General features: G+C 72.4%; 19 protein-coding genes. 12 read left to right on the forward strand and 7 right to left on the reverse strand.

What is annotated here, in order from left to right; translation table 11 throughout:
• Nucleotides 1-36 precede the first annotated feature (36 nt).
• The 4 genes from SROS_RS26205 to narI all read left to right on the forward strand — a co-directional run bounded on the left by SROS_RS26205 (nt 37) and on the right by narI (nt 6,799).
• Nucleotides 37-3,702: a nitrate reductase subunit alpha gene (locus tag SROS_RS26205; protein ID WP_012891935.1), complete on the forward strand. Its 3,666-nt coding sequence runs from the start codon at nt 37-39 to the stop codon at nt 3,700-3,702.
• An 87-nt stretch (nt 3,703-3,789) separates the two neighbouring features.
• The gene (gene narH / locus SROS_RS26210; protein ID WP_012891936.1) at nt 3,790-5,451 is read left to right on the forward strand and encodes a nitrate reductase subunit beta; all 1,662 of its coding nucleotides are present in this window, start codon (nt 3,790-3,792) and stop codon (nt 5,449-5,451) included.
• The gene (gene narJ, locus SROS_RS26215) at nt 5,448-6,074 is read left to right on the forward strand and encodes a nitrate reductase molybdenum cofactor assembly chaperone (protein ID WP_012891937.1); all 627 of its coding nucleotides are present in this window, start codon (nt 5,448-5,450) and stop codon (nt 6,072-6,074) included. Before narH ends, narJ begins: the two co-directional genes overlap by 4 nt.
• Nucleotides 6,071-6,799: a respiratory nitrate reductase subunit gamma gene (narI, locus tag SROS_RS26220; RefSeq protein WP_012891938.1), complete on the forward strand. Its 729-nt coding sequence runs from the start codon at nt 6,071-6,073 to the stop codon at nt 6,797-6,799. Before narJ ends, narI begins: the two co-directional genes overlap by 4 nt.
• Before the next feature lie 395 nt (nt 6,800-7,194).
• On the opposite strand, the gene SROS_RS26225 is transcribed toward narI, so the two are convergent.
• From SROS_RS26225 to SROS_RS26235, 3 genes are all read right to left on the reverse strand, one after another.
• Entirely contained in the window at nt 7,195-7,611 is a 417-nt protein-coding gene (locus SROS_RS26225; protein ID WP_012891939.1) for a PepSY domain-containing protein, read from the reverse strand.
• 111 nt (nt 7,612-7,722) lie between these two features.
• Nucleotides 7,723-9,000, reverse strand: coding sequence for a HAMP domain-containing sensor histidine kinase (locus SROS_RS26230; RefSeq protein ID WP_012891940.1), 1,278 nt, complete (start codon nt 8,998-9,000; stop codon nt 7,723-7,725).
• A 10-nt stretch (nt 9,001-9,010) separates the two neighbouring features.
• Complete coding sequence (locus SROS_RS26235) at nt 9,011-9,697, reverse strand: response regulator transcription factor (protein ID WP_012891941.1); 687 nt, start codon at nt 9,695-9,697, stop codon at nt 9,011-9,013.
• 96 nt (nt 9,698-9,793) lie between these two features.
• On the opposite strand from SROS_RS26235, the gene SROS_RS26240 reads away from it, so the two are divergent.
• A complete protein-coding gene (locus SROS_RS26240; protein WP_012891942.1) occupies nt 9,794-10,246 on the forward strand; it encodes a hypothetical protein in 453 nt (150 codons plus the stop codon).
• Nucleotides 10,247-10,448: 202 nt separating this feature from the next.
• A complete protein-coding gene (locus tag SROS_RS26245; protein ID WP_012891943.1) occupies nt 10,449-11,273 on the forward strand; it encodes an NmrA family NAD(P)-binding protein in 825 nt (274 codons plus the stop codon).
• A 171-nt stretch (nt 11,274-11,444) separates the two neighbouring features.
• On the opposite strand, the gene SROS_RS26250 is transcribed toward SROS_RS26245, so the two are convergent.
• Together SROS_RS26250 and SROS_RS26255 are read right to left on the reverse strand one after the other, a co-directional pair.
• Nucleotides 11,445-12,326 (reverse strand): putative protein N(5)-glutamine methyltransferase, encoded by an 882-nt coding sequence (locus SROS_RS26250; protein ID WP_012891944.1) that lies wholly within the window; start codon nt 12,324-12,326, stop codon nt 11,445-11,447.
• 208 nt (nt 12,327-12,534) lie between these two features.
• Entirely contained in the window at nt 12,535-13,758 is a 1,224-nt protein-coding gene (locus tag SROS_RS26255) for an MFS transporter (protein WP_012891945.1), read from the reverse strand.
• Nucleotides 13,759-14,215: 457 nt separating this feature from the next.
• Here SROS_RS26255 and SROS_RS26260 point away from each other — a divergent pair, with 457 nt between their 5' ends.
• Nucleotides 14,216-15,088, forward strand: coding sequence for a glycoside hydrolase family 19 protein (locus SROS_RS26260; protein WP_245564279.1), 873 nt, complete (start codon nt 14,216-14,218; stop codon nt 15,086-15,088).
• A gap of 113 nt (nt 15,089-15,201) precedes the next feature.
• Here the strand turns inward: SROS_RS26260 and SROS_RS26265 are convergent, their stop codons facing one another.
• Nucleotides 15,202-16,161: an alpha/beta hydrolase gene (locus SROS_RS26265; RefSeq protein WP_012891947.1), complete on the reverse strand. Its 960-nt coding sequence runs from the start codon at nt 16,159-16,161 to the stop codon at nt 15,202-15,204.
• A gap of 347 nt (nt 16,162-16,508) precedes the next feature.
• Between SROS_RS26265 and SROS_RS26270 the strand changes: the two genes are divergently transcribed.
• Genes SROS_RS26270 through SROS_RS26290 form a run of 5 tightly spaced genes read left to right on the forward strand, consistent with a single transcriptional unit; the run spans nt 16,509 to nt 20,955 of the window.
• Nucleotides 16,509-17,135: a biotin transporter BioY gene (locus tag SROS_RS26270; RefSeq protein WP_043652982.1), complete on the forward strand. Its 627-nt coding sequence runs from the start codon at nt 16,509-16,511 to the stop codon at nt 17,133-17,135.
• A 7-nt stretch (nt 17,136-17,142) separates the two neighbouring features.
• Nucleotides 17,143-18,522 carry a class I adenylate-forming enzyme family protein gene (locus SROS_RS26275; RefSeq protein WP_012891949.1) on the forward strand — a complete coding sequence of 460 codons (1,380 nt, stop codon included), beginning with the start codon at nt 17,143-17,145 and terminating at the stop codon, nt 18,520-18,522.
• A 1-nt stretch (nt 18,523) separates the two neighbouring features.
• The gene (locus SROS_RS26280; protein ID WP_012891950.1) at nt 18,524-19,678 is read left to right on the forward strand and encodes a thiolase family protein; all 1,155 of its coding nucleotides are present in this window, start codon (nt 18,524-18,526) and stop codon (nt 19,676-19,678) included.
• Nucleotides 19,679-20,353: an energy-coupling factor ABC transporter ATP-binding protein gene (locus SROS_RS26285; protein WP_012891951.1), complete on the forward strand. Its 675-nt coding sequence runs from the start codon at nt 19,679-19,681 to the stop codon at nt 20,351-20,353.
• Complete coding sequence (locus tag SROS_RS26290; RefSeq protein WP_012891952.1) at nt 20,350-20,955, forward strand: energy-coupling factor transporter transmembrane component T family protein; 606 nt, start codon at nt 20,350-20,352, stop codon at nt 20,953-20,955. The genes SROS_RS26285 and SROS_RS26290 overlap by 4 nt, the downstream gene beginning before the upstream one ends.
• A 94-nt stretch (nt 20,956-21,049) precedes the next feature.
• On the opposite strand, the gene SROS_RS26295 is transcribed toward SROS_RS26290, so the two are convergent.
• The gene (locus SROS_RS26295) at nt 21,050-22,297 is read right to left on the reverse strand and encodes an RNA polymerase sigma factor (protein ID WP_012891953.1); all 1,248 of its coding nucleotides are present in this window, start codon (nt 22,295-22,297) and stop codon (nt 21,050-21,052) included.
• Between the last annotated feature and the right edge of the window lies 1 nt (nt 22,298).

A 22,298-nucleotide genomic window follows, 5' to 3' on the forward strand; every position in this document is an offset into this window, starting at 1 on the left:
GCAGTCCGGTCCATGAAAACGAAAAGAGGGGTACATATGGCCGGCATGGATGGGCCGATCGACGACGCTCTGCTCCGGCTGGGCCGCCACCTTCGTCCCGGTAAGGTCTCCGAGGATCTGCGGACGCTGCACCAGATCGGTGGACGTCAGGGCGACGCCTTCTACCGGGACCGCTGGAGCCACGACAAGGTGGTGCGCTCCACCCACGGGGTGAACTGCACCGGTTCGTGCTCCTGGAAGGTCTACGTCAAGGACGGGATCATCACCTGGGAGTCCCAGCAGACCGACTACCCGAGCGTGGGCCCGGACCGTCCCGAGTACGAACCGCGCGGCTGCCCCCGGGGCGCCGCCTTCTCCTGGTACACCTACTCCCCCACCCGGATCCGCTACCCCTACGCGCGCGGGGTGCTGGTGGAGATGTACCGGGAGGCCAGGGCGCGGCTGGGCGACCCGGTGGAGGCCTGGGCCGAGGTCACCTCCGATCCGGAGCGCCGCCGCCGCTACCAGTCGGCGCGCGGCAAGGGCGGGCTGGTCCGGATCACCTGGGACGAGGCGACCGAGATGATCGCCGCCGCGCACGTGCACACCATCGAGGCCCACGGCCCCGACCGGGTCGCCGGCTTCTCCCCCATCCCGGCCATGTCGATGGTCTCCCACGCTTCGGGCGCCCGGTTCGTGTCGCTGATCGGCGGGACCATGCTGTCGTTCTACGACTGGTACGCCGACCTGCCCGTCGCCTCCCCGCAGGTCTTCGGCGACCAGACCGACGTGCCGGAGTCGGCCGACTGGTGGGACGCCGCCTACCTGATGCTGTGGGGCTCCAACGTCCCGGTCACCAGGACCCCGGACGCGCACTACATGACCGAGGCCCGCTACCGCGGCCAGAAGGTCGTCGTGGTCTCCCCCGACTACAGCGACGCGACCAAGTTCGCCGACGAGTGGCTCGCCCCGCATCCGGGTACCGACGGCGCGCTGGCCATGGCGATGGGCCACGTGATCCTCAAGGAGTTCTTCGTCGACCGGCAGGTGCCGTACTTCACCGACTACGTCAAGCGCCACAGCGACCTGCCGTTCCTGGTGACGCTGACCGAGCGCGACGGCGTCCACGTGCCCGCCAAGTTCCTGACCGCGGCCGATCTCGGGGAGGACGGGGCGGAGGCGGCCTTCAAGACGGTGCTGATCGACCGGGTGACCGGTGAGCCGGCCGTGCCCAACGGCTCGCTCGGCTTCCGCTACTCCGCCGAGGGCGAGGGCCGCTGGAACCTGGACCTCGGCCAGGTGGATCCGCTCCTCACCCTCGACGGGACCGGCGGGGTGGAGAGCGTGACGGTCGCGCTGCCCAGGTTCGACCAGCCGCAGGGCGACGGGGTGCTGCGGCGCGGCGTTCCCGCCCGGCGGATCGCGGGCCGCCTCGTCACGACGGTCTTCGACCTCATGCTGGCCCAGTACGGCGTCGGCCGGCCCGGGACGCCGGGGACGTTGCCGAGTTCCTACGAGGACGCGGCCGCGCCGTACACCCCGGCCTGGCAGGAGGCGATCACCGGCGTGCCGGCGGCGAAGGCGGTGAAGATCGCCCGCGAGTTCGCCAGGACCGCCGAGGAGTCCGGCGGCCGTTCCATGATCATCATGGGGGCGGGGACCAACCACTGGTTCCACTCCGACACGATCTACCGCTCCTTCCTGGCGCTCACCACGCTGACCGGCTGCCAGGGCGTCAACGGCGGCGGCTGGGCGCACTACGTCGGCCAGGAGAAGTGCCGGCCGATCACCGGCTGGGCGCAGATGGCGTTCGGGCTGGACTGGGCGCGCCCGCCCCGGCAGATGATCGGCACCGCCTACTGGTACCTCCACACCGACCAGTGGCGCTACGACACCTACAGCGCCGACACCGTCTCCTCCCCGCTCGGCGGCGGCGCGTTCACCGGGAAGGCGACCGCGGACCTGCTGTCGCAGTCGGCCCGGCTGGGCTGGATGCCGTCCTACCCGACCTTCGACCGCAACTCCCTCGACCTGGCAGGGGAGGCGGCCGCGGCCGGCCGGGAGGCCGGTGCGTACGTCGCGGAACAGGCCCACTCGGGGAAGCTCGGCTTCGCCTGCGAGGACCCCGACGCCCCGGGCAACTGGCCTCGGGTGCTGACCGTGTGGCGAGCCAACCTGCTGGGCTCCTCGGCCAAGGGCAACGAGTACTTCCTGCGCCACCTGCTCGGCACCGACTCCTCCGTGCGGGCCGAGGAGGCCGCACCCGAGCAGCGGCCTGACGACGTCCGGTGGCACGAGGAGGCGCCGCAGGGCAAGCTCGACCTGCTGCTGTCGCTGGACTTCCGGATGACGTCCACGACGCTGTTCTCCGACATCGTGCTGCCGGCCGCGACCTGGTACGAGAAGCACGACCTGTCCTCCACCGACATGCACCCGTTCGTGCACGCCTTCTCCCCGGCGATCGACCCGCCCTGGCAGACCCGCACCGACTTCGCCGCCTTCCAGGCGATCGCCAAGACGTTCAGCGCGCTGGCCGGCCCCCGGCTGGGGGTGCGCCAGGACGTGGTCGCGGTGCCGCTGCTGCACGACACGGCCGACGAGCTGTCCACCCCGCACGGTCAGGTGCGGGACTGGCGGCGGACCGGCGAGGTGCCCGTGCCCGGCCGGAACTTCCCCAAGATCGTGACGGTCGAGCGGGACTACGGCGCCGTCGCGGAGAAGATGGCCTCGCTCGGCCCGCTGTCGGACCGGCTCGGCGCCACGACCAAGGGCATCACGTACGAGGTCGCGGGTGAGATGGACCGGCTGCGGGCCATGAACGGGACCGTCCACGGCGGGGTGGCCGACGGCCGGCCGTCCCTGGCCCGCGACACCGACATGTGCGAGGCCATCCTCGCGCTCTCGGGTACGACCAACGGGCATCTGGCCGCCCAGGGGTTCGCCACGCTGGCCCGCCGTACCGGCACCGGCTTCGACGGCCTCGCCGACGAGCACAAGAAGATCACCTTCGCCGACACCCAGGCCCGGCCGGTCCCGGTGACCACCTCGCCGGAATGGTCGGGCAGCGAGACCGGCGGGCGCCGCTACTCGGCCTTCACCATCAACGTCGAGCACCGCAAGCCCTGGCACACCCTCACCGGGCGCCAGCACTTCTTCCTGGACCACGACTGGATGCACGAGGCCGGCGAGGCGCTGCCGATCTACCGGCCCCCGCTGAACATGACCGTGCTGTTCGGCGAGCCGGGCATCGGCGAGGGCGGTGAGGAGGGCATCACCGTGCGCTACCTCACCCCGCACTCCAAATGGTCCATCCACTCCGAATACCAGGACAACCTGCTGATGCTGACCCTGTCGCGGGGCGGGCCGACCATCTGGATGAGCCCCGCCGACGCCACCCGGGCGGGGATCCGCGACAACGACTGGGTCGAGGCGCTCAACCGCAACGGCGTCGTGGTCGCCCGTGCGATCGTCTCGCACCGCATGCCCACCGGGACCGTGTACATGTACCACGCCCAGGAACGGGTCGTGGACGTGCCCAGGAGCGAGGCCTCCGGCAGGCGCGGCGGCATCCACAACTCCCTCACCCGCCTGATGATCAAACCCACCCATCTCATCGGCGGCTACGCCCAGCTGTCGTTCGCCTTCAACTATCTCGGGCCGACCGGTAACCAGCGCGACGAGATCACCGTGATCCGCCGCCGCTCCCAGGAGGTCGACTACTGATGCGCGGGCGCATCCGACGCGGTGAACGGAGTGGCGGGCCGGGGAACAGAGCCGTCCGCCAGGCGAACGAGGATAGGTGAACAACCAATGACCAAAGTCATGGCCCAACTCGCCATGGTGATGAACCTGGACAAGTGCATCGGCTGCCACACCTGCTCCGTCACCTGCAAGCAGGCCTGGACCAACCGGGCGGGCACCGAGTACGTCTGGTTCAACAACGTCGAGACCCGCCCCGGGCAGGGCTACCCCCGCACCTACCAGGACCAGGAGAAATGGAAGGGCGGGTGGGAGTTGAACCGCCGCGGCCGGCTCCGGCTCAGGGCCGGCGGGCGGCTGCGCAAGCTGTCGTCGATCTTCGCCAACCCGCTCATGCCCTCGATCCAGGACTACTACGAGCCCTGGACCTACGACTACGACAGGCTGTTCTCCGCCCCCATGCAGGAGGACACCCCGGTCGCCCGGCCCAAGTCGCTCATCACCGGCGAGAACACCAAGATCAGCTGGAGTGCGAACTGGGACGACAACCTGGCCGGCGGGCCGGAGCTGGCTCCCGCCGACCCGGTGCTGCGCAAGCTGTCGGACCAGGTGAGGCTGGAGTTCGAGCAGGCCTTCATGTTCTACCTGCCGCGCATCTGCGAGCACTGCCTCAACCCCTCGTGCGTGGCCTCCTGCCCGTCGGGGGCGATGTACAAGCGTGCCGAGGACGGCATCGTCCTGGTCGACCAGGACCGCTGCCGCGGCTGGCGGATGTGCGTGACCGGCTGCCCGTACAAGAAGGTCTACTTCAACCACAAGACCGGCAAGGCCGAGAAGTGCACCTTCTGCTATCCGCGGGTCGAGGTGGGCATCCCCACCGTCTGCTCGGAGACATGCGTGGGCCGGCTGCGCTACATCGGGCTGATCCTCTACGACGCCGACCGGGTCGCCGAGGCCGCGTCCACTCCCGACGAGAAGGACCTCTACGCGGCGCAGCGGAGCGTGCTGCTGGACCCGCACGACCCCGAGGTGATCGCCGCGGCCCGGGCGGAGGGCATCCCCGAGGACTGGCTGGACGCCGCGCGGCGCTCCCCCGTCCACAAGCTGATCTCCGATTTCGAGGTCGCGCTGCCGCTGCACCCGGAGTACCGCACCATGCCCATGGTCTGGTACATCCCGCCGCTGTCACCGGTCATCGACGTGCTGAGCGGTACCGGGCACGACGGCGAGGACGCGGACAACCTCTTCGGCGCGATCGACGCGCTGCGCATCCCGATCGGCTACCTGGCCGAGCTGTTCACCGCCGGAGATCCCGAGCCGGTACGCGGTGTCCTGCGCAGGCTCGCGGCGATGCGTTCCTACATGCGGCGGATCAACCTCGGGCGGGAGCGGGACGAGTCGATCGCCACGGCGGTCGGCATGACCGGTGAACGGGTCGAGGAGATGTACCGGCTGCTGGCCATCGCCGCCTACGGCGAGCGCTACGTCATCCCCAAGGCGCACGCCGAGCAGGGCGCGCGCCTGGAGGAGTCGGCGAGCGGCTGCAGCCTCGACTACGAGGGCGGCCCCGGCATGGGCGGCCCGTTCGGCGAGGCCTCCGGCGTGCCCGTCCCGGTCGCGGTGGAGAACTTCCACGCGCTGAGGGACCGGCAGACCAGCGGCGCCCTGGTCGACCCCGAGGACCGGCAGAACCGGGTCAATCTCCTCAACTGGGACGGCAAGGGGACGCCCGACGGTCTCTTCCCGGACAGGAACGGCAGGAAGGAACCATGACAACCCTCAGTGAAAACGAGCTGCGCAGCGCCCATCTGGTGGCGTCGGTGCTGCTCAGCTACCCCGACGACGCGCTGTACGGCGGGCGGCGGACCCTGGCCGAGGCGGTGGCCGCGCTTCCCGGAGGCGAGGTGCGCACCCGGCTGACCGCCTTCCTCGACCATCTCGGCGCCACGGCGCAGAGCGACCTGGCCGCCCACTACGTGGCGACGTTCGACCTCAAGCGGCGCTGCTGCCTGTATCTCACCTACTACGCCCACGGTGACACCCGCAAACGCGGCGCCGCCCTGGTGCGGTTCAAACACGCCTTCCGCGCGGCGGGCTTCGAGCTCACCGACGGCGAGCTGCCCGACCACCTGCCGGTGGTGTGCGAGCTGCTGGCGCGCGGGGCCGTCAAGCAGGCCAGGCGTCTGCTGCTGGAGAACCGGGCCGGCCTGGAGCTGCTGCGCAAGGCCCTGGAGGCGGAGGGGTCGCCGTACGCCGACGTCGTGATCGCGGTGCTGGCCACGCTCCCCGCGGCCAGTCTGCGAGATCAGGAGGCCGCGCTGCGGCTGGCGGCCCAGGGGCCGCCGGCCGAGGAGGTCGGGCTCGAACCCTTCGCCGTCATGGAAGGACACCGGTGAACGCCCTCGATGTGGTGCTGTGGGTGGTGGCGCCCTATCTGGCCATCACCGTGTTCGTGCTGGGTCACGTGTGGCGCTACCGCTACGACAAGTTCGGCTGGACCACCCGCTCGTCGCAGATGTACGAGTCCCGGCTGCTGCGTATCGGCAGTCCGCTGTTCCACTTCGGCATCCTGGTCGTGCTGCTCGGTCACATCGGCGGCCTGGTGATCCCCAAGAGCTGGACCGAGGCGGCCGGTGTGACCGAGGAGGTCTACCACATCTCCGCCGTCGTGCTCGGCACCCTCGCGGGCGTGGCGACCCTGGGCGGTCTGGCGATCCTGATCTACCGCCGCCGCACCGTCGGCCCGGTGTTCACCGCCACCACCCGCAACGACAAACTCATGTACGCCGTCCTCTCCCTGGTCATCGTGCTCGGCCTGGCCGCCACGGTCGCGGCCAACATCGTCGGCGGCGGTTACGACTACCGCACCACCATCTCCCCTTGGTTCCGGTCGATCTTCCTGCTCCAGCCCGAGGCCGGGCTGATGGCCGGTGCCCCGCCGCTGTTCCAGCTCCACGCGCTCAGCGCCCTGCTGCTGTTCGCGATCTGGCCCTTCACCCGGCTGGTGCACATGCTCACCGCCCCCGTCGGCTACCTCACCCGGCCCTACATCGTCTACCGCAGCCGCGACGACCAGCCCGGCTCCCGGAAACCGCGGCGCGGGTGGGAGCCGACCCGCTGAACCGCACCTCGGCGCCGGCACTCTCCCACGACCGGCGCCGAGGCACGGAGACGTCCTCACCGTGGGAGGGGCCGGTCTCCGCGGGCGGCAGGCCGTCCCGTCATGACCCGCCCTCCGCCCGGCCCCGGCGCCAGTGGCGCGATCAGCCCCCGGCGTCCTCCGCGCCGGGGGCGGCGCCCCGGCCCGCTGCGGGCCCTGCCCCACGGCGGGGACGACCGCGACCGGGCATGACCCGCGCCGCAGGATCGCCCTGGTGACCGATGTCCGGCTGCGGCAGAGGTCCTCCGGCCCGGACTCCGCCGGCCTTGGTCATCCGCCGGGGCCTCCGCCGTGCGGGACACCGTCATGCCGTACGGCGAGGGCACCCGGATATGCCGGGGACGGGTGGCGGCCGGTCAGTCGTCGTCCTGCTCGTCGTTCTCCCGGCCGTCGTCGGTGTCGGTGGCCTCTGAGAGGATCTTGCCGCTGGTGGCGTCGACGACGATCTCCCGTTCGGCTCCCGCGCCGTCGGCGACCTCGATCTGCCACGAGATGGTGCCGCCCTCGGTCTCCAGGTCGGAGGAGGTGACCCATCCGCCGCTCACCCGGGCGAGCGCGGTCTGCTGGGCCTGCTCCGCCAGTACGGCGGGCTTGCGCGTGACGTCCGCGCCGTCGTCGGTGTCCGGGGCGGGGGTGGTCGTACCGGGGGTGGCCGTACCGGCGGGCGAGGAGAGAGCCGGACCGGTCGCGTCCCGGTCGGCGAAGGCGACGCCGCCGCCGACCGTGAGCGCGGCGAGGGCGATTCCGGTAAAGATGATCACTGGCTTGCGCATCAGGGGTACTCCGTTGTCCGGGGAAAGCCGCGATTCCGGGGGATTCGCGATGACTCTCTGAGAGTGCCCGCCCGGGCGATAGCGAGATGCTGCGAGGTTCCTAAGGAATCGCTAAGTCAGGCCGGGGCCGAGTTCGAGGGCGACCTCGGCTCCCCCCGAGGGCGACGCGCCGGCCCGCAGCCGCCCGCCCGAGGCCTCCGCGGTACGGCGTGCGATGTCGAGGCCGAGGCCGGTGGAGGACCCGCCGCTCGCCCCGCGGCCGACCGGGTCCGGGAGGGCGAAGCCGGACCCCTCGTCGGCGATCACCAGCAGGGCGCCGCCGCCCGGCCGCACCGTCAGCTCGACGGTGAACGAGGTCCCGTCGGGGGTGTGGGCGAACACGTTCTCCAGCAGCAGGTCGACGCAGGCCGCCAGCTCCGGGCCGCTCACCCCCACGGTGATCGGGCCGTCGGCCAGGCCGAGGCGGAGCGGCCGGTCCTGGTCCTCCGCCAGCGCCGACCAGAAGGCGACGCGGTCGCCGACCACCTGGGCGGCGTCGCAGCTCGGCGCGCCTCCCCGATCGAACCGGCGCGCCTCCCGGATGACCTGGCTGACCATGCGCTCGACGCTGTCGACGGCCTCTCCCATCCGGGCCGCCTCGTCCTTGTCCCGCAGGGTCTCGGCCTCCAGCCGCAGCGCCGTGACCGGCGTGCGCAGCCGGTGGGAGAGATCGGCGACCGCCTCCCGCTCGCGGGTGAGCAGCTCGCGGATGCGGGCGGCCAGATGGTTGAGGGCGGCGCCGACCTCGCGGATCTCCGGCGGGCCCGCCGGCTCCACCCTCGCGTCCAGATCGCCGCGGGCCAGCCGGCGGGAGACCCCCGCGACCTGCCCGACCGGCTGGATCAGCGAGCGGGCGAGCCGGTCGGCGACGACGATCCCGACCGCGAGCAACGCCAGCCCGATCAGGCCCAGCACGGACCACGCCCGCCCGACCCCCTCCCGGAGCCGCTCGGTGCCGACGAACGCGCGGACGACCATGGTGCCGCGCTCCCCGCCCTGGACGGCCACCAGGATCTCCCGGCCGGCCGGGGTCTCGACGGTGACGCTGCGCCCGCGCGCGGCCAGCTCGACGCCGGGACCGCGGGGCGCCGGCACGCCGAGGAACTCGTGGCCGGACAGGAAGACCGTGATCGGTGTGCCGCCGGAGCCGTTGGCCTGCCGTACGGTGGCGTCGAGGGTGTCCTGGTCGCCCAGGGCCGCCGCGGTGGCCACCGACTGCGCCCAGGTGGTGGCGGCGGCCGTGGCCCGCTCGGCGGCCAGCGTGCTCACCAGTACGGCGAGCGGCACGAGGAAGGCGACCAGGACCAGCGAGGTGGTCGCCACCGCGAGCAGGGCCAGGCGTCGCCTCATCCGGCGGCCCTCATGCTCCCGGGTCGACGATCTTCACGCCGACGCCGTGGACGGTCTGCAGGTAGCGGGGGGCCTGGGCGCTCTCGCCGAGCTTGCGGCGCAGCCAGGACAGGTGCACGTCGACGGTCTTGTCCGCACCGCCGTACGCCATCCGCCACACCTCGGTGAGCAGCTCCCGCTTGGAGACGACCTGGCCGGGGCGGGCCGCGAGATAGTGCAGCAGGTCGAACTCCTTGGGCGTCAGATCGAGACGGACGCCGTCGAGGAACGCCTCCCTGCCCGCCTGCTCGATGAGCAGCCCGCCGACCCGCACCGGCGCCGTCCCTTCGTCGGCGTCCCGGCCGCGGCGCAGCACGGCCCGGATCCGGGCGTCCAGGTGGGCCGCGCTGAACGGCTTGACGACGTAGTCATCGGCCCCGGCGTCCAGCGCCCGGACGATCTCAGGCTCGTCGTCGCGCGCGGTCGCCACGATGACCGGGACGGCGCTGACGGCCCGCAGCATGCGCAGCACCTCGCAGCCGTCGAGGTCGGGCAGGCCCAGATCGAGCACGACCAGGTCAGGCCGGTCCTCCAGCGCCCGGGTGAGCCCCGGCATGCCCGCGGCGGCCGAGATGACGGCGTGACCGCGTTCGGTGAGCGCGCGGGTCAGCGCGGATCGCACCTGGGCGTCGTCCTCGACGAGAAGCAGCTGGGCCACGGCAACGCGCCGGCCTCTCTTGAACTGGATAATAATGCTGGCAGAGGTAGAAACTTCCCCCATGAATCGTAAAGGACACCGAAGGGTGGTCGATCGATGCGCCGGCGTGCGCTCCTGGGCCTGGGCGGCTGGATCGCGGCCGCCGTCCTCACCACGGCCACCGGCACCTGGGCGGTGTCCCTGATCGGCACCGACATCACCGGGCAGGCCGTCCGCTCCATGACGCTGGACGAGGTCGAGCGGGCCCTGACCACCACCCCCGCGGGACCGGCCATCGCGCCCCCCGCCTCGGCCGGACCATCCGCGGAGACCGGCAACTTCTCCTACGCCGAGGGGTCGGTGACCGCCGCCTGCGACTCCGGCCAGGTCCTCCTGCTGTCCTGGAGCCCCGCCCCCGGGTACGGCGTCGACGAGGTCGAGCGCGGCCCCGCCTCCACCGCCTCCGTGGTCTTCGAGTCGGACGACCGCAAGGCCGCCATCAGCCTGACCTGCACCTCCGGGAAACCTGCCGCCACGGTCCGTTCCGCGACCGAGCACGACGAGGACTGACGGCGCCGGCGTGGAACGGGCGCTCCCGCTGGAGCGCCGCCCCCGGGACCGGCAGACTCCGGGTCGTGACGCACCTCGTGGCGGTTCAGAGCGACGGTCACGCCTGGCCCCCGGTGACATGTCCAGAGGCGCTCGGATCGATCGCGGACGGGAACCGGCCGCGAATGCTTCTAGCGTCCGTATCACAACGGAAGGAGCTTTCATGATCATTCTTGTGACGGGCGCTACCGGCAACGTCGGCCGTCCCCTCGTCGAACAGCTGCTGGCCGCCGGACACCGGGTCCGCGCCCTCACCCGCAACCCGGCGAAGGCGAACCTCCCCGCGGGTGCCGAGGTGGTCGCCGGCAATCTGGCCGATACCGCGAGCCTGTCCGCGGCCTTCTCCGGCGTCGGCGCCGCGCACCTGATCAGCTTCGACGGGGCGGACTTCTCGCCGCTGACCAACGGTCCGGAGATCGTGGACCTGGCGAGGAAGGCCGGCGTGCGCAAGGTGACGGTGCTCAAGGGGGAGGTGACGAAGAGCCCGCTGGAGAAGGCCATCGAGGCCGGCGGCCTGGAGTGGACCCACCTGTCACCGGTGGAGTTCATGTCCAACGCCCTGGAGTGGGCGGAGTCCGTACGGACCGAAGGCGTTGTCCGCGAGGCGTTCGCCGGCGCCAGGAGCGCGATGATCCACGAGGCGGACATCGCCTCGGTCGCCGCGACCGCGCTGACCGCCGACGGCCACGCCGGTCAGGAGTACTGGCTGACCGGGCCGGAGGCGCTGACCCCGCCGGAGAAGGTCCGCACGATCAGCGACGTCCTCGGCCGCGACGTACGCTATGTCGAGCTCACCAAGGATGAGATCGTCGCGGAGTGGCGGCAGACGGGCTACTCCGACGAGGACGTCGAATTCTTCCTGGCCATGCGGACCGATCCGCCGGAGGCCGGCTACACCGTGCTGCCCACCGTGGAGGAGGTCACCGGCAGGCCGGCCCGGACCTTCGCGCAGTGGGTGCGGGAGAACGCCGCGGCCTTCGGCGCCTGACCGAGGATCTCCCCGGTCCGGCGGTTCTTCCGGAACCCTCGCCCTCACACCGGGTTCCGGAAGAACCGCCGGACGCCCTCGGCGGACACGCCGGGCTCCTCCATGGCGAAGAAGTGCCCGGCGCCGTCCCTTCCACTTCCGCGGCCGGTGCACGACCCTCCGGAGGACGGATCAGCCGCCCGGTCCACGCGGGAGAGCGGGCCTGGTGCCGATGACGACGGTGGCGTTCAGCTCGTCGGAACCGGCCACCCGCGGGATCAGTCCGGCGCGGGCGACGGCCTCGACGGTCCGCGGCGCCTGGCGCTCGCTCGTCTCGACCAGCAGGGAGCCGTCCGGCGCCAGCCACAGCGGCGCCTCGGCGATCACTCGCCGTACGACGTCAAGCCCGTCCGCGCCACCGTCCAGCGCCACCCGCGGCTCGTGTATGCGGGCCTCCGGGGGCAGCAGGCCGATCGCCTCGGTGGGTACGTAGGGCGCGCAGGCGACCAGGACGTCGACGCGGCCCCGCAGCGTGGCGGGGAGCGGCTCGTAGAGGTCGCCTTCGTACACCTGGCCACCGGCGGCGGCGACGTTGCGGTGGGCGCACCGCACCTCGGCGGGGTCTATGTCGACGGCGTGCAGCTCGACCCCGTCCAGGGCCGCGATCAGCGTGGCGCCCACCGCGCCCGAGCCGCAGCACAGGTCGACGACGACGGTCCGCGGCCGGACGCGGCCGGCCCGATCGGCCTGATCGGCGGCCTGGCGGGCGACGGCGACGGCCTGGTGGGCGAGGAACTCGGTGCGGCGGCGGGGGACGAAGACCCCGGGGTCGACGGTTATCCGCAGGCCGCAGAACTCCGCCCAGCCGAGGACGTGTTCGAGAGGCAGGCCCGCGACCCGCCGGTCCACCATGGCGGCGAGGTCGGCCGGGGTCTGTGCCGTGGAGATGAGCAACTGCGCCTCGTCCTCGGCGAAGACACAGCCAGCGGCCCGGAGCGCGGTGACGACGAGGGATCGGGACAGGGCCTCGGGGGAGGCGGCGGATCGAGGGAGAGGTGACGGGGAGACCGACATGAGAACCTTTCGGGATGCCTGTGGGCGCTCCCGCGGTCACCTATGCCGGATGGACCGCACGGTCGTGAGATGGGAGCACCCGACCTGGTACAGCGGTAATGGGTCCCACCTCCTCGATACGTTTGCCGCAGGGGCCGGTAACACTACCTGAGCCGGACTGCGGCGCGCGAATCCGGGGCATACGGACGCCGCGCCCGCGGGCCCTCGCCTACCTCGCGTCCGGACGCGCCGACGCCGCTCCGGGTACGGCTCGGGCGGCGGCGGCCGTCAGCACCATGAGGATCGCGACCGCGCCACCGAGCACCATGACGGCCGACGGGGAGGCGGCGTCCACCACGACACCTCCGAGCAGGGCACCGATGGCGATGGTGGCCTGGAAGGAGGAGGTGAAGAGGATGGAGGCCGCCTCCGTCGCGTGAGGGGCCGAGGTGGCGAACCAGGTCTGCGAGCAGACCGGCACGGCGCCGTAGGCCAGCCCCCACACGATGAGCAGCACGATCGCCCCGGCGTGTCCCCTGCCGAGGACCGGAAGGAGCAGGGTCGCGCCGGCGAGCATGCAGCCGGCGGCGATGAACGTGGTCCGCAGGTTGCGGGTCACCGTCGCGCCCGCGATGAAGTTGCCGACGATTCCGGCGACGCCGTACACGAGCAGGAACGTGGTGATCAGACCGGGGCTGACCTGGGTGACCTGCTGCAGGAAAGGGGTCACGTAGGTGTAGGTCCCGAAATGAGCTGTCACTATGAGAAATGTCAGGACGAGTCCGATGCGGACACCGGTGCTGCGGAACAGGTCACCGAGGACCTTCAACCGGGTCGCCTGGACGGCGGGCAGCGGCGGCAGCAGCACGATCAGCGCGATGAACACCCCCAGCGTCATCACACCCATGATGACGAAGGCCTCGCGCCAGCCCGCGAGATGCCCGATGAGCGTGCCCGCGGGCACGCCGAACACGGATCCCAGGGGGACGGCGGAGAAGATCACCGCCGTCGCCGTGCCGACCCGCTCCGGCCGCACCAGCCGTACGGCGAGGCCGGCGCCGATCGACCAGAAACCGCCGATGACCAGCCCGACCAGGATCCGGGAAATCACCATGACCCAGTAGGACGGTGCGGCGGCCGCGAGGAAGTCCGCGATGGCCAGCAGGAGCATCAGGGCGCACAGCATCAGGCGCCGGTCGAGGCGTCCGGTCGCGACGGTGACCACCGGGGCGGCGATCGCGGCCAGGATGCCGGGCATCGTCATCATCAGGCCCGCGGCGCCGTCGGAGACGTCGAAACTGGACCCGATGGACGTCAGCAGGCCGATCGGCAGGATCTCGGCGGTGACGATCGAGAAGATCCCCATCATCACCGATATGACGGCCAGCCAGCCGATCAGAGGTGATCGTGTCGGCATGGCGGGGGCGGCGGTGGAGGTGGTGGCTGTAGGCACCCGCCCAGTCCAGCAGCCGCCGCGGCCGGAGGACTGGCGCTTTTAGGACCTCACCAGTGACCCCGGACCCGGATGTCCGGAAAAAACACTCCCCACGGTGGCCGGGCGGTTCGCGGCGACTTCCGCGAAAACGGCGGAAGACCGAACAGACGAGCTGCGAGAACGTCATCGTTTTATAACTGCCGACACGTTTCGTCAATGGCACTCCGGTCGTCGACCACTCCCGATGTCCGCCCTCCCTCCGCCGCAGGCCGGCCGTGCGCACTATGCGGAACTTTCCGGCCTGTCTATTGACGCGAGAAATCAATTTCCGATTGATTGTCATCAATCCCGCGACGGCGCTCTCCAATGGCGTGCCCGCTCGCGGTGTCACCGTCCGCCCAGGGGCCGGTCCATTGTCGATTCATGTGCGGTTCCCACCGCACGAAGGAGTGAGCAGATGTTGAGAAACCGCATTATGACGTCCCTCTCCGCCATAGCGGTCGCGGGCGTGCTGGCGGCCACTCTCCCGGCGTCCTCCGCCTCGGCCGCCTCCTCCACCGCCGCCCCGATCTGCGCGAGCGAGTGGAACGCCGCGAAGGGGTACGCCGGCGGCCTGGTCGCCTCCCACAACGGCCACAACTGGCGGGCGAAGTGGTGGACCCGGAACAACGTCCCGGGCGGCCCCTCCGGTATCTGGACGGACCAGGGTGCCTGCGAGGCGAGCGAGGGCAACTTCGTCGTCACCGAGGCGCAGTTCAACGCGATGTTCCCGAACCGGAACCCCTTCTACACCTACAACGGCCTGGTCACGGCCCTGAGCGCCTACCCGGCGTTCTCCAACACGGGCACCGACACCGTCAAGCGGCAGGAGGCCGCGGCCTTCCTGGCCAACATCAACCACGAGACCGGCGGCCTGGTCCACATCGTCGAGGTGAACACCGCGAACTACTCCCACTACTGCGACCCCGCCCAGCCGTACGGCTGCCCGGCGGGCCTGTCGTCCTACTACGGCCGCGGGCCGATCCAGCTGAGCTGGAACTTCAACTACAAGACGGCCGGCGACGCGCTCGGCATCGACCTGCTCAACAACCCGAACCTGGTGCAGACCGAAGCCTCGGTGGCCTGGATGACCGGCATCTGGTACTGGATGACCCAGAACGGTCCCGGCACGATGACCCCGCACAACGCCATCGTCAACGGCGCGGGCTTCGGTGAGACGATCCGCAGCATCAACGGCCGTCTGGAGTGCGACGGCGGCAACCCCCGGCAGGTCCAGAGCCGGATCAACGCCTACCAGAGGTTCACGCAGATCCTCGGGGTCGCTCCGGGCGACAACCTGAGCTGCTGACCGCGCGGCGGCACGTGACCCCGCCCCGCGGCGTCACGGCGTGACGAGGAGGGGCGCGGCCCGCCGGCCGCGCCCCTCCTCCGTCTTTCGTCTCCGCCGTGTGCCGGTGCCGGTCAGGCGTGCAGGGCCTTGTGCAGAGCGGTGGTGGCCAGCTCCATGGCGGCCCTGTTGGCGTTGGTGTCGCGCAGCAGGTCGATCATGGCGAAGTCGTGGATCATGCCCGCCAGCCGTACGGCGGTGACCTCGACCCCGGCCTCGCGGAGCTTGGCGGCGTAGGCCTCCCCCTCATCGCGCAGCACGTCGGCCTGGCCGTTGAGGACCAGCGCCGGCGGCAGCCCCTTGAGCTGGTCGACGGTCGCGCGCAGCGGCGAGGCGTAGATCTCCGCGCGCTGTCCGGGATCGGTGGTGTACTGGTCCCAGAACCACTTCATGCCGTCGCGGTTGAGGAAGTACCCCGTGGCGAACTGCCGGTAGGACCCGGTGTCGAAGTCGGCGTCGGTGACCGGGTAGAACAGCACCTGGTAGACCAGGTTCACGTCACCGCGCTCCTTGGCCATCAGGGTCAGGACCGCCGCCATGTTGCCGCCGACCGAGTCACCGGCCACCGCCATCCGTGAGGCGTCCAGGCCCTTCTCCGCCCCGTGCCGCGTCACCCACTGGGCGGCGGCGTAGTTCTGCTCGATCGCGGTCGGATACCTGGCCTCGGGCGAACGGTCGTATTCGGGGAACACCACCGCCGCGTCCGAACCGGCCGCCAGCTCGCGCACCAGGCGGTCGTGGGTGTTGGCGCTGCCGAAGACCCAGCCGGCCCCGTGGATGTAGAAGATCACCGGCAGTGTGCCCGTCGCACCGGCCGGTCTGACGACGCGCACCGGCACGGTGCCCGTGGGCCCGCCCTCGACCTCGATCCACTCTTCGGTGACGTCGGGCTTGGGAACGCTCTTGTCGGACTGGAGATCCTCCAGGATCCGGCGCCCCTGCTCCGGCGGGAGCTGGTAGATGAACGGTTCCTTGGAGTTGGCGTCGGCGAACTGCTGGGCTGCCGGCTCCAGGACCACCTTGTTTTCTGCCATGGGGTTTCGACTCCGAGTCTTGTCGGTGGATCGGCGGACACGGGACAGTGCGACCGTCTGGCGGGACACCCCCCGGTGCGCAGAGAGCAAAAACGGTCACACTCGCCCCAATCCACGTAATCCCCTACATCAACCCACAGAAGCTCACATATATTGACGTTTGGCGCTTTTTTGGCCAGCCGATTCCTCCGGGGCCGCCCCTTCCGGACCACGCATACGGGCAGGGCGCGTACGGTTGCCACGTATCCGCCCCTCAGACGATCATGCAGAATGTTGTGGGATCTCCCCATGCGCGAACTGGTGCGTCCTGGTGTGAGATCGACTCCATGACAGATGAAGGGAAGGCATTGCCAGAGCCCGGAGAGGCAGCCGGCTCCTCGTCAGGCCGCAGGTTCCCCACCGGGGATCTGGCGCGGATCAGCGTGTTCGCCGCGCTGATCGCCGCGCTCGGCCTGCCGGGTGCGCTGAACGTCTTCGGCAACGCGGTGCCGATCACGCTGCAGACGTTCGGCGTCATGCTCGCCGGCGCGATCCTGGGCGCCCGGCGGGCCGCTCTCGCCATCGCGGTCCTGCTCGTGCTCGTCGCCGCGGGCCTGCCCCTGCTGGCCGGCGGCCGCGGCGGCCTGGGCGTCTTCGCGGGGCCCTCGGCCGGGTTCCTGATCGGCTGGCTCCCCGGCGCGGCCGTGACCGGCTGGATCGTCGAGCGCGGCGGCCGGTCACCGGGCATCGTCCGGCTGCTGGCCGCCTGCCTGGCCGGCGGCGTCGGAGTGGTCTACCTCTTCGGTGTCCCCGTGCAGGCGGCGCTCACCGGGCTCCCGCTGGGCAAGGCCGCGCTGCTCAGCTCCGCCTTCCTGCTCGGCGACGTGATCAAGGCGGTGCTCGCGTCCATCGTGGTGCGGGGCACGCAGCGGGCCTACCCCGACGCGGTTCCCGCCGTGCACCTCGAGCGGCTCCGGGTCTCCGGGGAGCGTTGACCCGCCCATGCCGGTAGCCGCACAGGTGATGCGACACGCCTCCGACCGTCCGCACCGCCTCGCGCTGTGCGGTCCGGGAGGCGATCTGAGCTACGCCGGGCTCGCGGCCGGGATCAACGGTGCCGCACGGCACCTGTCCGGCCGGGGGATCGGCCGCGGCGCGCTGGCCGCGATCAGCCTCGCCGATCCGGTGGCCCTGCTCACCGCCGTGCTGGCCGCCGACCTGGTGGGCGCCACACCGCTGGTGTGCGACCCCGCCTGGGACCGGGAGCAGCGGGCGCGGGTCATGGACGCGGTCCCCGTGGACACCCGCATCACCGTGCCGCCGCCCGGCGAGGAGGGGCCGCCGGTGCGGTCCGGCGCCTCACCGGCGGACCGGGCGTGGGCCTGCTTCAGCTCCGGCAGCACCGGCAGGCCCCGCGCCGTGGTCCGTACCCGCGCGTCCTGGACGGCGTCGTTCCCCTACCTGGACGACCTCGCCGGGATCGGCCCGGACGACGTCGTGCTGGTCCCCGGCCCGCTGGTCTCCTCCCTGTACGGCTTCGCGGCCGTGCACGCCCTGGCGACCGGCGCGACGGCCGTCGTGCCGGGGCGCTGGCCCTCCGCGTCGCTGGCCGCCCACCTGCGACGGTCCACCGTGGTCCACCTGGTGCCGCACCACCTGCCCGCCGTACTGGAGACCCTGCGCGAGAGCGGGGGCCCGCTGCGGACAGCGGTGATCGGCGGCGCCGCGCTGCCGGTCGAGTCGCGCGCCCTGGCGGCGGACGCGGGCGTGCGTGTCGTGTCCTACTACGGCGCCACCGAGCTGTCCTTCGTCGCCGTGGACGCCGACGGCTCGGGGCTGCGGCCCTTTCCCCGCGTGGAGATCGAGGTGAGGGTGGCGCCGGGGCAGACGCTGGGAGAGGTGTGGGTGCGCTCGCCCTGGCTGTCGGAGGGCTACCTGGCCGGCGCGACGGGTCCGCTGCGGCGCGACGGCGAGGGCTGGACGACCGTCGGCGACGTGGCGGAGCCGTACCGGCCCGGCGAGGTCCTGCGGTTGCGCGGCCGCGGTGACGGCGCGATACAGACCGGTGGCGCCACCGTCGTGCCCGAGGACGTCGAGGAGGTCCTCAGGAGGCTGCCGGGAGTCGGCGACATCGTGGTGGTCGGCTCGCCGCACCCGCACCTGGGCTCCGTGGTCACCGCGATCCTCGAGGCGGAGGGCTCCTCCCCGCCGTCGCGGGCGGCGCTGGAGGCGTTGGCGCGCGGCCGGCTGGACGCGGCGCAGCGGCCGCGGCGCTGGTACGCCGTCCAGAGCCTGCCCCGTACCCCCGCGGGCAAGCCGGCGCGCGGCCTGCTCGCCGCCCGGCTGGCCGACGGCGACCCCGGCTTCCGGCGGCTGGCCTGACATGCGCGGGCAACCGGTCGTCGTGGCGGCCCGCCGCACCCCCATCGGCACCGCCGCGCACGCGTTCAGGTCGCTGACGGTCGACCGGCTCGCCGCCCCCGTCATCGCCGCGGTCGCCCGCGACGTCGCGCACCTCGGCCTCCCGGTCGAGGACGTGGTGCTCGGCAACTGCACGGGTCCCGGAGGGAACGTCGCGCGCGTCTCGGCGCTGGCCGCCGGGATGGGCCACGACGTTCCCGGCGTCACGGTGGACCGGCAGTGCGGCAGCGGCCTCGCCGCGATCCTGCTGGCGGGCCAGGCCATCGGCGCCGGGGAGATGGACCTCGTCATCGCCGGAGGGGCCGAGAGCGCCTCCACCGCGCCGCTCCGGGCCCACCGCGGGCTCGCGGGCGAGGCGGCGGTGCCGTACGAGCGGGCGCCGTTCGCCCCCGCCGGGCACCCGGACCCGGACATGGGCCCCGCCGCGGAGGCGCTCGCCGCGGCGCGCGGCGTGAGCCGGGAGCGCCAGGACGCCTACGCGTGCCAGAGCCACGCCAAGGCGCTGGCCGCGCGGGAGGCGGGCCGGTTCGAGCGGGAGATCGTCGCGGTCGGCGGCCGGGTGGCCGATCAGCGGCCGCGCGCCCTGCGGATGGAGTCGTTGTCACGGCTGCCCGCGGCGTTCGTGCCCGGCGGCACGGTGACCGCCGGCAACTCCTCCCCGGTCAGCGACGGCGCGGCGGCCGTCGCCCTCGTGCCGGAACGGCTGCGGGCGGCCGCGGGCCTGCCCGGACTGCGGTTGCGGGCCGGTGCCGTCGTCGGCTGCGACCCCGGGCTTCCCGGGTGGGGGCCGGTGCTCGCCGTACGGCGCGTGCTGCGGCGCGCGGGCGCGGACCTGGAGCAGGTGGCGGCGGTGGAGATCGTGGAGGCGTTCGCGGCGCAGGTGCTCGCGGTGACCGACGCGCTCGGCCTCGACCCCTTGGGCGCCGACAGGGACCGGGTCTGCGCCGACGGCGGCGCGCTCGCCCTCGGCCACCCGTGGGGCGCCACCGGCGCCGTGGTGGTCACCCGGCTGTTCGGCAGGCTCGTACGGTCGGGCGCGCCGGCGGGGACACTGGGGCTGGCGACGGCCGCGGTCGGCGGCGGCCTGGGGGTCGCCGCCCTGTTCGAGGTGGTGTGAGTGATCGAGTTGGCCGACGTCCATGTGCGGCTCGGGCAGCGTGACGTATTGTGCGGCCTCACGGTCTCGCTGCCGGAACGCCGCGTGGGCATGATCGGCGCCAACGGCTCCGGCAAGAGCACGTTCGCCCGCCTGATCAACGGCCTGGCCCGGCCGTCCTCGGGCGCCGTCACCGTCCTCGGGCTCGACACCCGCCGCCACGCCGCCCGGATCAGGCGCAGGGTCGGGTTCCTGTTCACCGATCCCGACGCGCAGATCGTGATGCCGACCGTGGCCGAGGACGTGGCCTTCTCCCTGCGGCGCAAGGGGCTGTCGCGTGAGGAGGTCGAGCGGCGCGTCCAGGAGGTGCTGACCCGGTACGGCCTGCGGGAGCACGCCGACCATCCCGCGCACCACCTGTCCGGAGGCCAGAAGCAGTTGCTCGCCCTCTGCTCGGTCATGGTGCTCGAACCCGACATCCTGGTCATGGACGAGCCGACGACGCTGCTGGACCTGCGCCACTCCCGCCAGGTCGCCGACCTGCTGCGGGGCCTGTCGCAGCAGGTGGTGGTGGTCAGCCACGATCTGGCGCTGCTGGAGGACTTCGACCGCGTGCTGGTGCTGGACCGGGGGCGGATCGTCGCCGACGCCGCGCCGGAGGCCGCGATCGGCCACTACCGGAAGATCATGTCGTGAGCGGGCTCGCCGGAGCCTACGTCCCGGGCGGCTCGCTGCTGCACCGTCTCCCCGCCGGGGCCAAGCTCGCCGGGCTCGCCGCCTCGTGTACGGCGCTCCTGCTGCTGCGCCCGCCCGTGGCGCTGGCGGGCGCCGCGGCCGTCGTGGCGCTGCTGTACGTCGTCTCCGGGGTGGGCGTCGCGGCGGCCTGGGCGCAGATCCGGCCCGTCCGCTGGTTCGCCGTGGCCCTGTTCGGCATGCAGTTGCTGTTCGTGGACCTGCCCGGGGCGGTGTCCTCGACGCTCCGCGTCGTGCTCGCCGTCGCCCTGGCCGGGCTGGTCACCCTCACGACGCGCACCGCCGCCATGATGGCCTGCCTGGAACGCCGCCTCTCCCCCGCCAGGCTCGTGGGCCTGGACCCGTTCCGCCTGTCGCTGCTGCTCTCCCTCACCCTGCGCAGCGTGCCGGTCGTCGCCGAACTGGCCTCCCGGGTCCGGGAGGCCCAGCGCGCCAGGGGGGTGGAGCGGAGCCTACGGGCCTTCGCCGTCCCGCTGGTGGTGAGCGTGCTGCGGCACGCGGACGCGCTGGGCGAGGCGCTCAGCGCCCGCGGCCTGGACGACTGACCCGGCCCGTGACGGCCCGGGTCCTGCCGGGCGGCGGTTTCCCGGCGCGCCGTACGGCTGATCGCGGAGAGATCTCCCGGACGTCCCGGCCACCTCAGTTCCGCCCGGCTCCGAGTCGCGCCGCACGGGAGCTGAGGTGGCGCCGTTCCGGTGCGCTGGTGGTGTGCCGGGCGGCGTCGCGGTAGGCGTCCGCGGCGGCGGCGTGCTCGCCGCGCATCTCCAGGAGGTGGGCGCGGGTCGCGAGCAGGCGGTGGTGGCGGGCCAGCCGCCTGTCGGACTCCAGCGTGGCGAGCAGGTCCAGCCCGGCGTCGGGGCCGTGCACCATGGCGACGGCGACCGCGCGGTTGAGGGTGACCATCGGGTTCGGCGCGATCCGCTCCAGCAGTCCGTACAGCACGAGGATCTGCGGCCAGTCCGTGGCGTCGACGTGCCCGGCCTCGGCGTGGACGGCGGCGATGGCCGCCTGCAGCTGGCACGGGCCGACCTGCCCCCGGGGCAGGGTCCGGCTGATCAGGTCGATTCCCTCGGTGACGAGCCGGCGATCCCACTGACCGCGGTCCTGCTCGGCCAGCGGCACCAGGTCGCCCCCGGGCCCGGTGCGCGCGGGCCGGCGCGCGTCGGTGAGCAGCATCAGCGCCAGCAGCCCCGCCACCTCGCCGTCGTCGGGCAGCAGGCGGCGCAGCAGCCGGGTGAGCCGGATCGCCTCGGCCGACAGCGCCGGCGCGGTCAGGTCGGCACCGCCCGTGGCGGTGTACCCCTCGTTGAAGATCAGATACAGCACGTGCAGCACCGCGTCCAGCCGTTCGGCGCGGTCGGCCGCCTCCGGCATGCGCAGCGGCGTGCCGGAGGCCTTGACGGTCTGCTTGGCCCGGCTGATGCGCTGGGCCATGGTCGCCTCCGGAACCAGGAAGGCCGCGGCGATCTGGGCTGTGGTCAGTCCGCCGACGGCGCGCAGCGTCAGCGCGATCCGGCTGGGATCGGACAGCGCCGGGTGGCAGCAGAGCAACAGCAGCGCCAGGGAGTCGTCGCGGTCCGTGCCCGGCCCGGCGTCGGCGGCGTGACTGAGCAGCTCCGCCTGCGGGGTGGCCAGGGCGATGCGGTCCTCGCGGCGCCGCCGCGCCTGCTCGCTGCGCACCTGGTCCACCAGCTTGCGCGAGGCGACGGTGACCAGCCAGCCCCTGGGGTTGTCCGGCGTCCCCTCGGACGGCCACTGGAGCGCGGCGGCGAGCAGTGCCTCCTGGACGGCGTCCTCACAGGCGTCGAAGACGCCGTAGCGGCGGACCAGCGCGCCGAGAACCTGCGGCGCCAGCTCGCGCAGCAGGTCCTCGGCGCTCCGATCCACG

Source organism: Streptosporangium roseum DSM 43021, from assembly GCF_000024865.1.
Classification (GTDB): Bacteria; Actinomycetota; Actinomycetes; order Streptosporangiales; family Streptosporangiaceae; genus Streptosporangium; species Streptosporangium roseum.

Coding starts and splice junctions, on each gene's coding strand:
- SROS_RS26245 (WP_012891943.1), top strand. CDS start 10,449: ATGATCATTCTTGTGACGGGCGCTACCGGCAACGTCGGCCGTCCCCTC.
- SROS_RS26225 (WP_012891939.1), bottom strand. CDS start 7,611: ATGCGCAAGCCAGTGATCATCTTTACCGGAATCGCCCTCGCCGCGCTC.
- SROS_RS26205 (WP_012891935.1), top strand. CDS start 37: ATGGCCGGCATGGATGGGCCGATCGACGACGCTCTGCTCCGGCTGGGC.
- SROS_RS26265 (WP_012891947.1), bottom strand. CDS start 16,161: ATGGCAGAAAACAAGGTGGTCCTGGAGCCGGCAGCCCAGCAGTTCGCC.
- SROS_RS26275 (WP_012891949.1), top strand. CDS start 17,143: ATGCCGGTAGCCGCACAGGTGATGCGACACGCCTCCGACCGTCCGCAC.
- narJ (WP_012891937.1), top strand. CDS start 5,448: ATGACAACCCTCAGTGAAAACGAGCTGCGCAGCGCCCATCTGGTGGCG.
- SROS_RS26230 (WP_012891940.1), bottom strand. CDS start 9,000: ATGAGGCGACGCCTGGCCCTGCTCGCGGTGGCGACCACCTCGCTGGTC.
- SROS_RS26250 (WP_012891944.1), bottom strand. CDS start 12,326: ATGTCGGTCTCCCCGTCACCTCTCCCTCGATCCGCCGCCTCCCCCGAG.
- narH (WP_012891936.1), top strand. CDS start 3,790: ATGACCAAAGTCATGGCCCAACTCGCCATGGTGATGAACCTGGACAAG.
- SROS_RS26240 (WP_012891942.1), top strand. CDS start 9,794: ATGCGCCGGCGTGCGCTCCTGGGCCTGGGCGGCTGGATCGCGGCCGCC.
- SROS_RS26260 (WP_245564279.1), top strand. CDS start 14,216: ATGACGTCCCTCTCCGCCATAGCGGTCGCGGGCGTGCTGGCGGCCACT.
- SROS_RS26280 (WP_012891950.1), top strand. CDS start 18,524: ATGCGCGGGCAACCGGTCGTCGTGGCGGCCCGCCGCACCCCCATCGGC.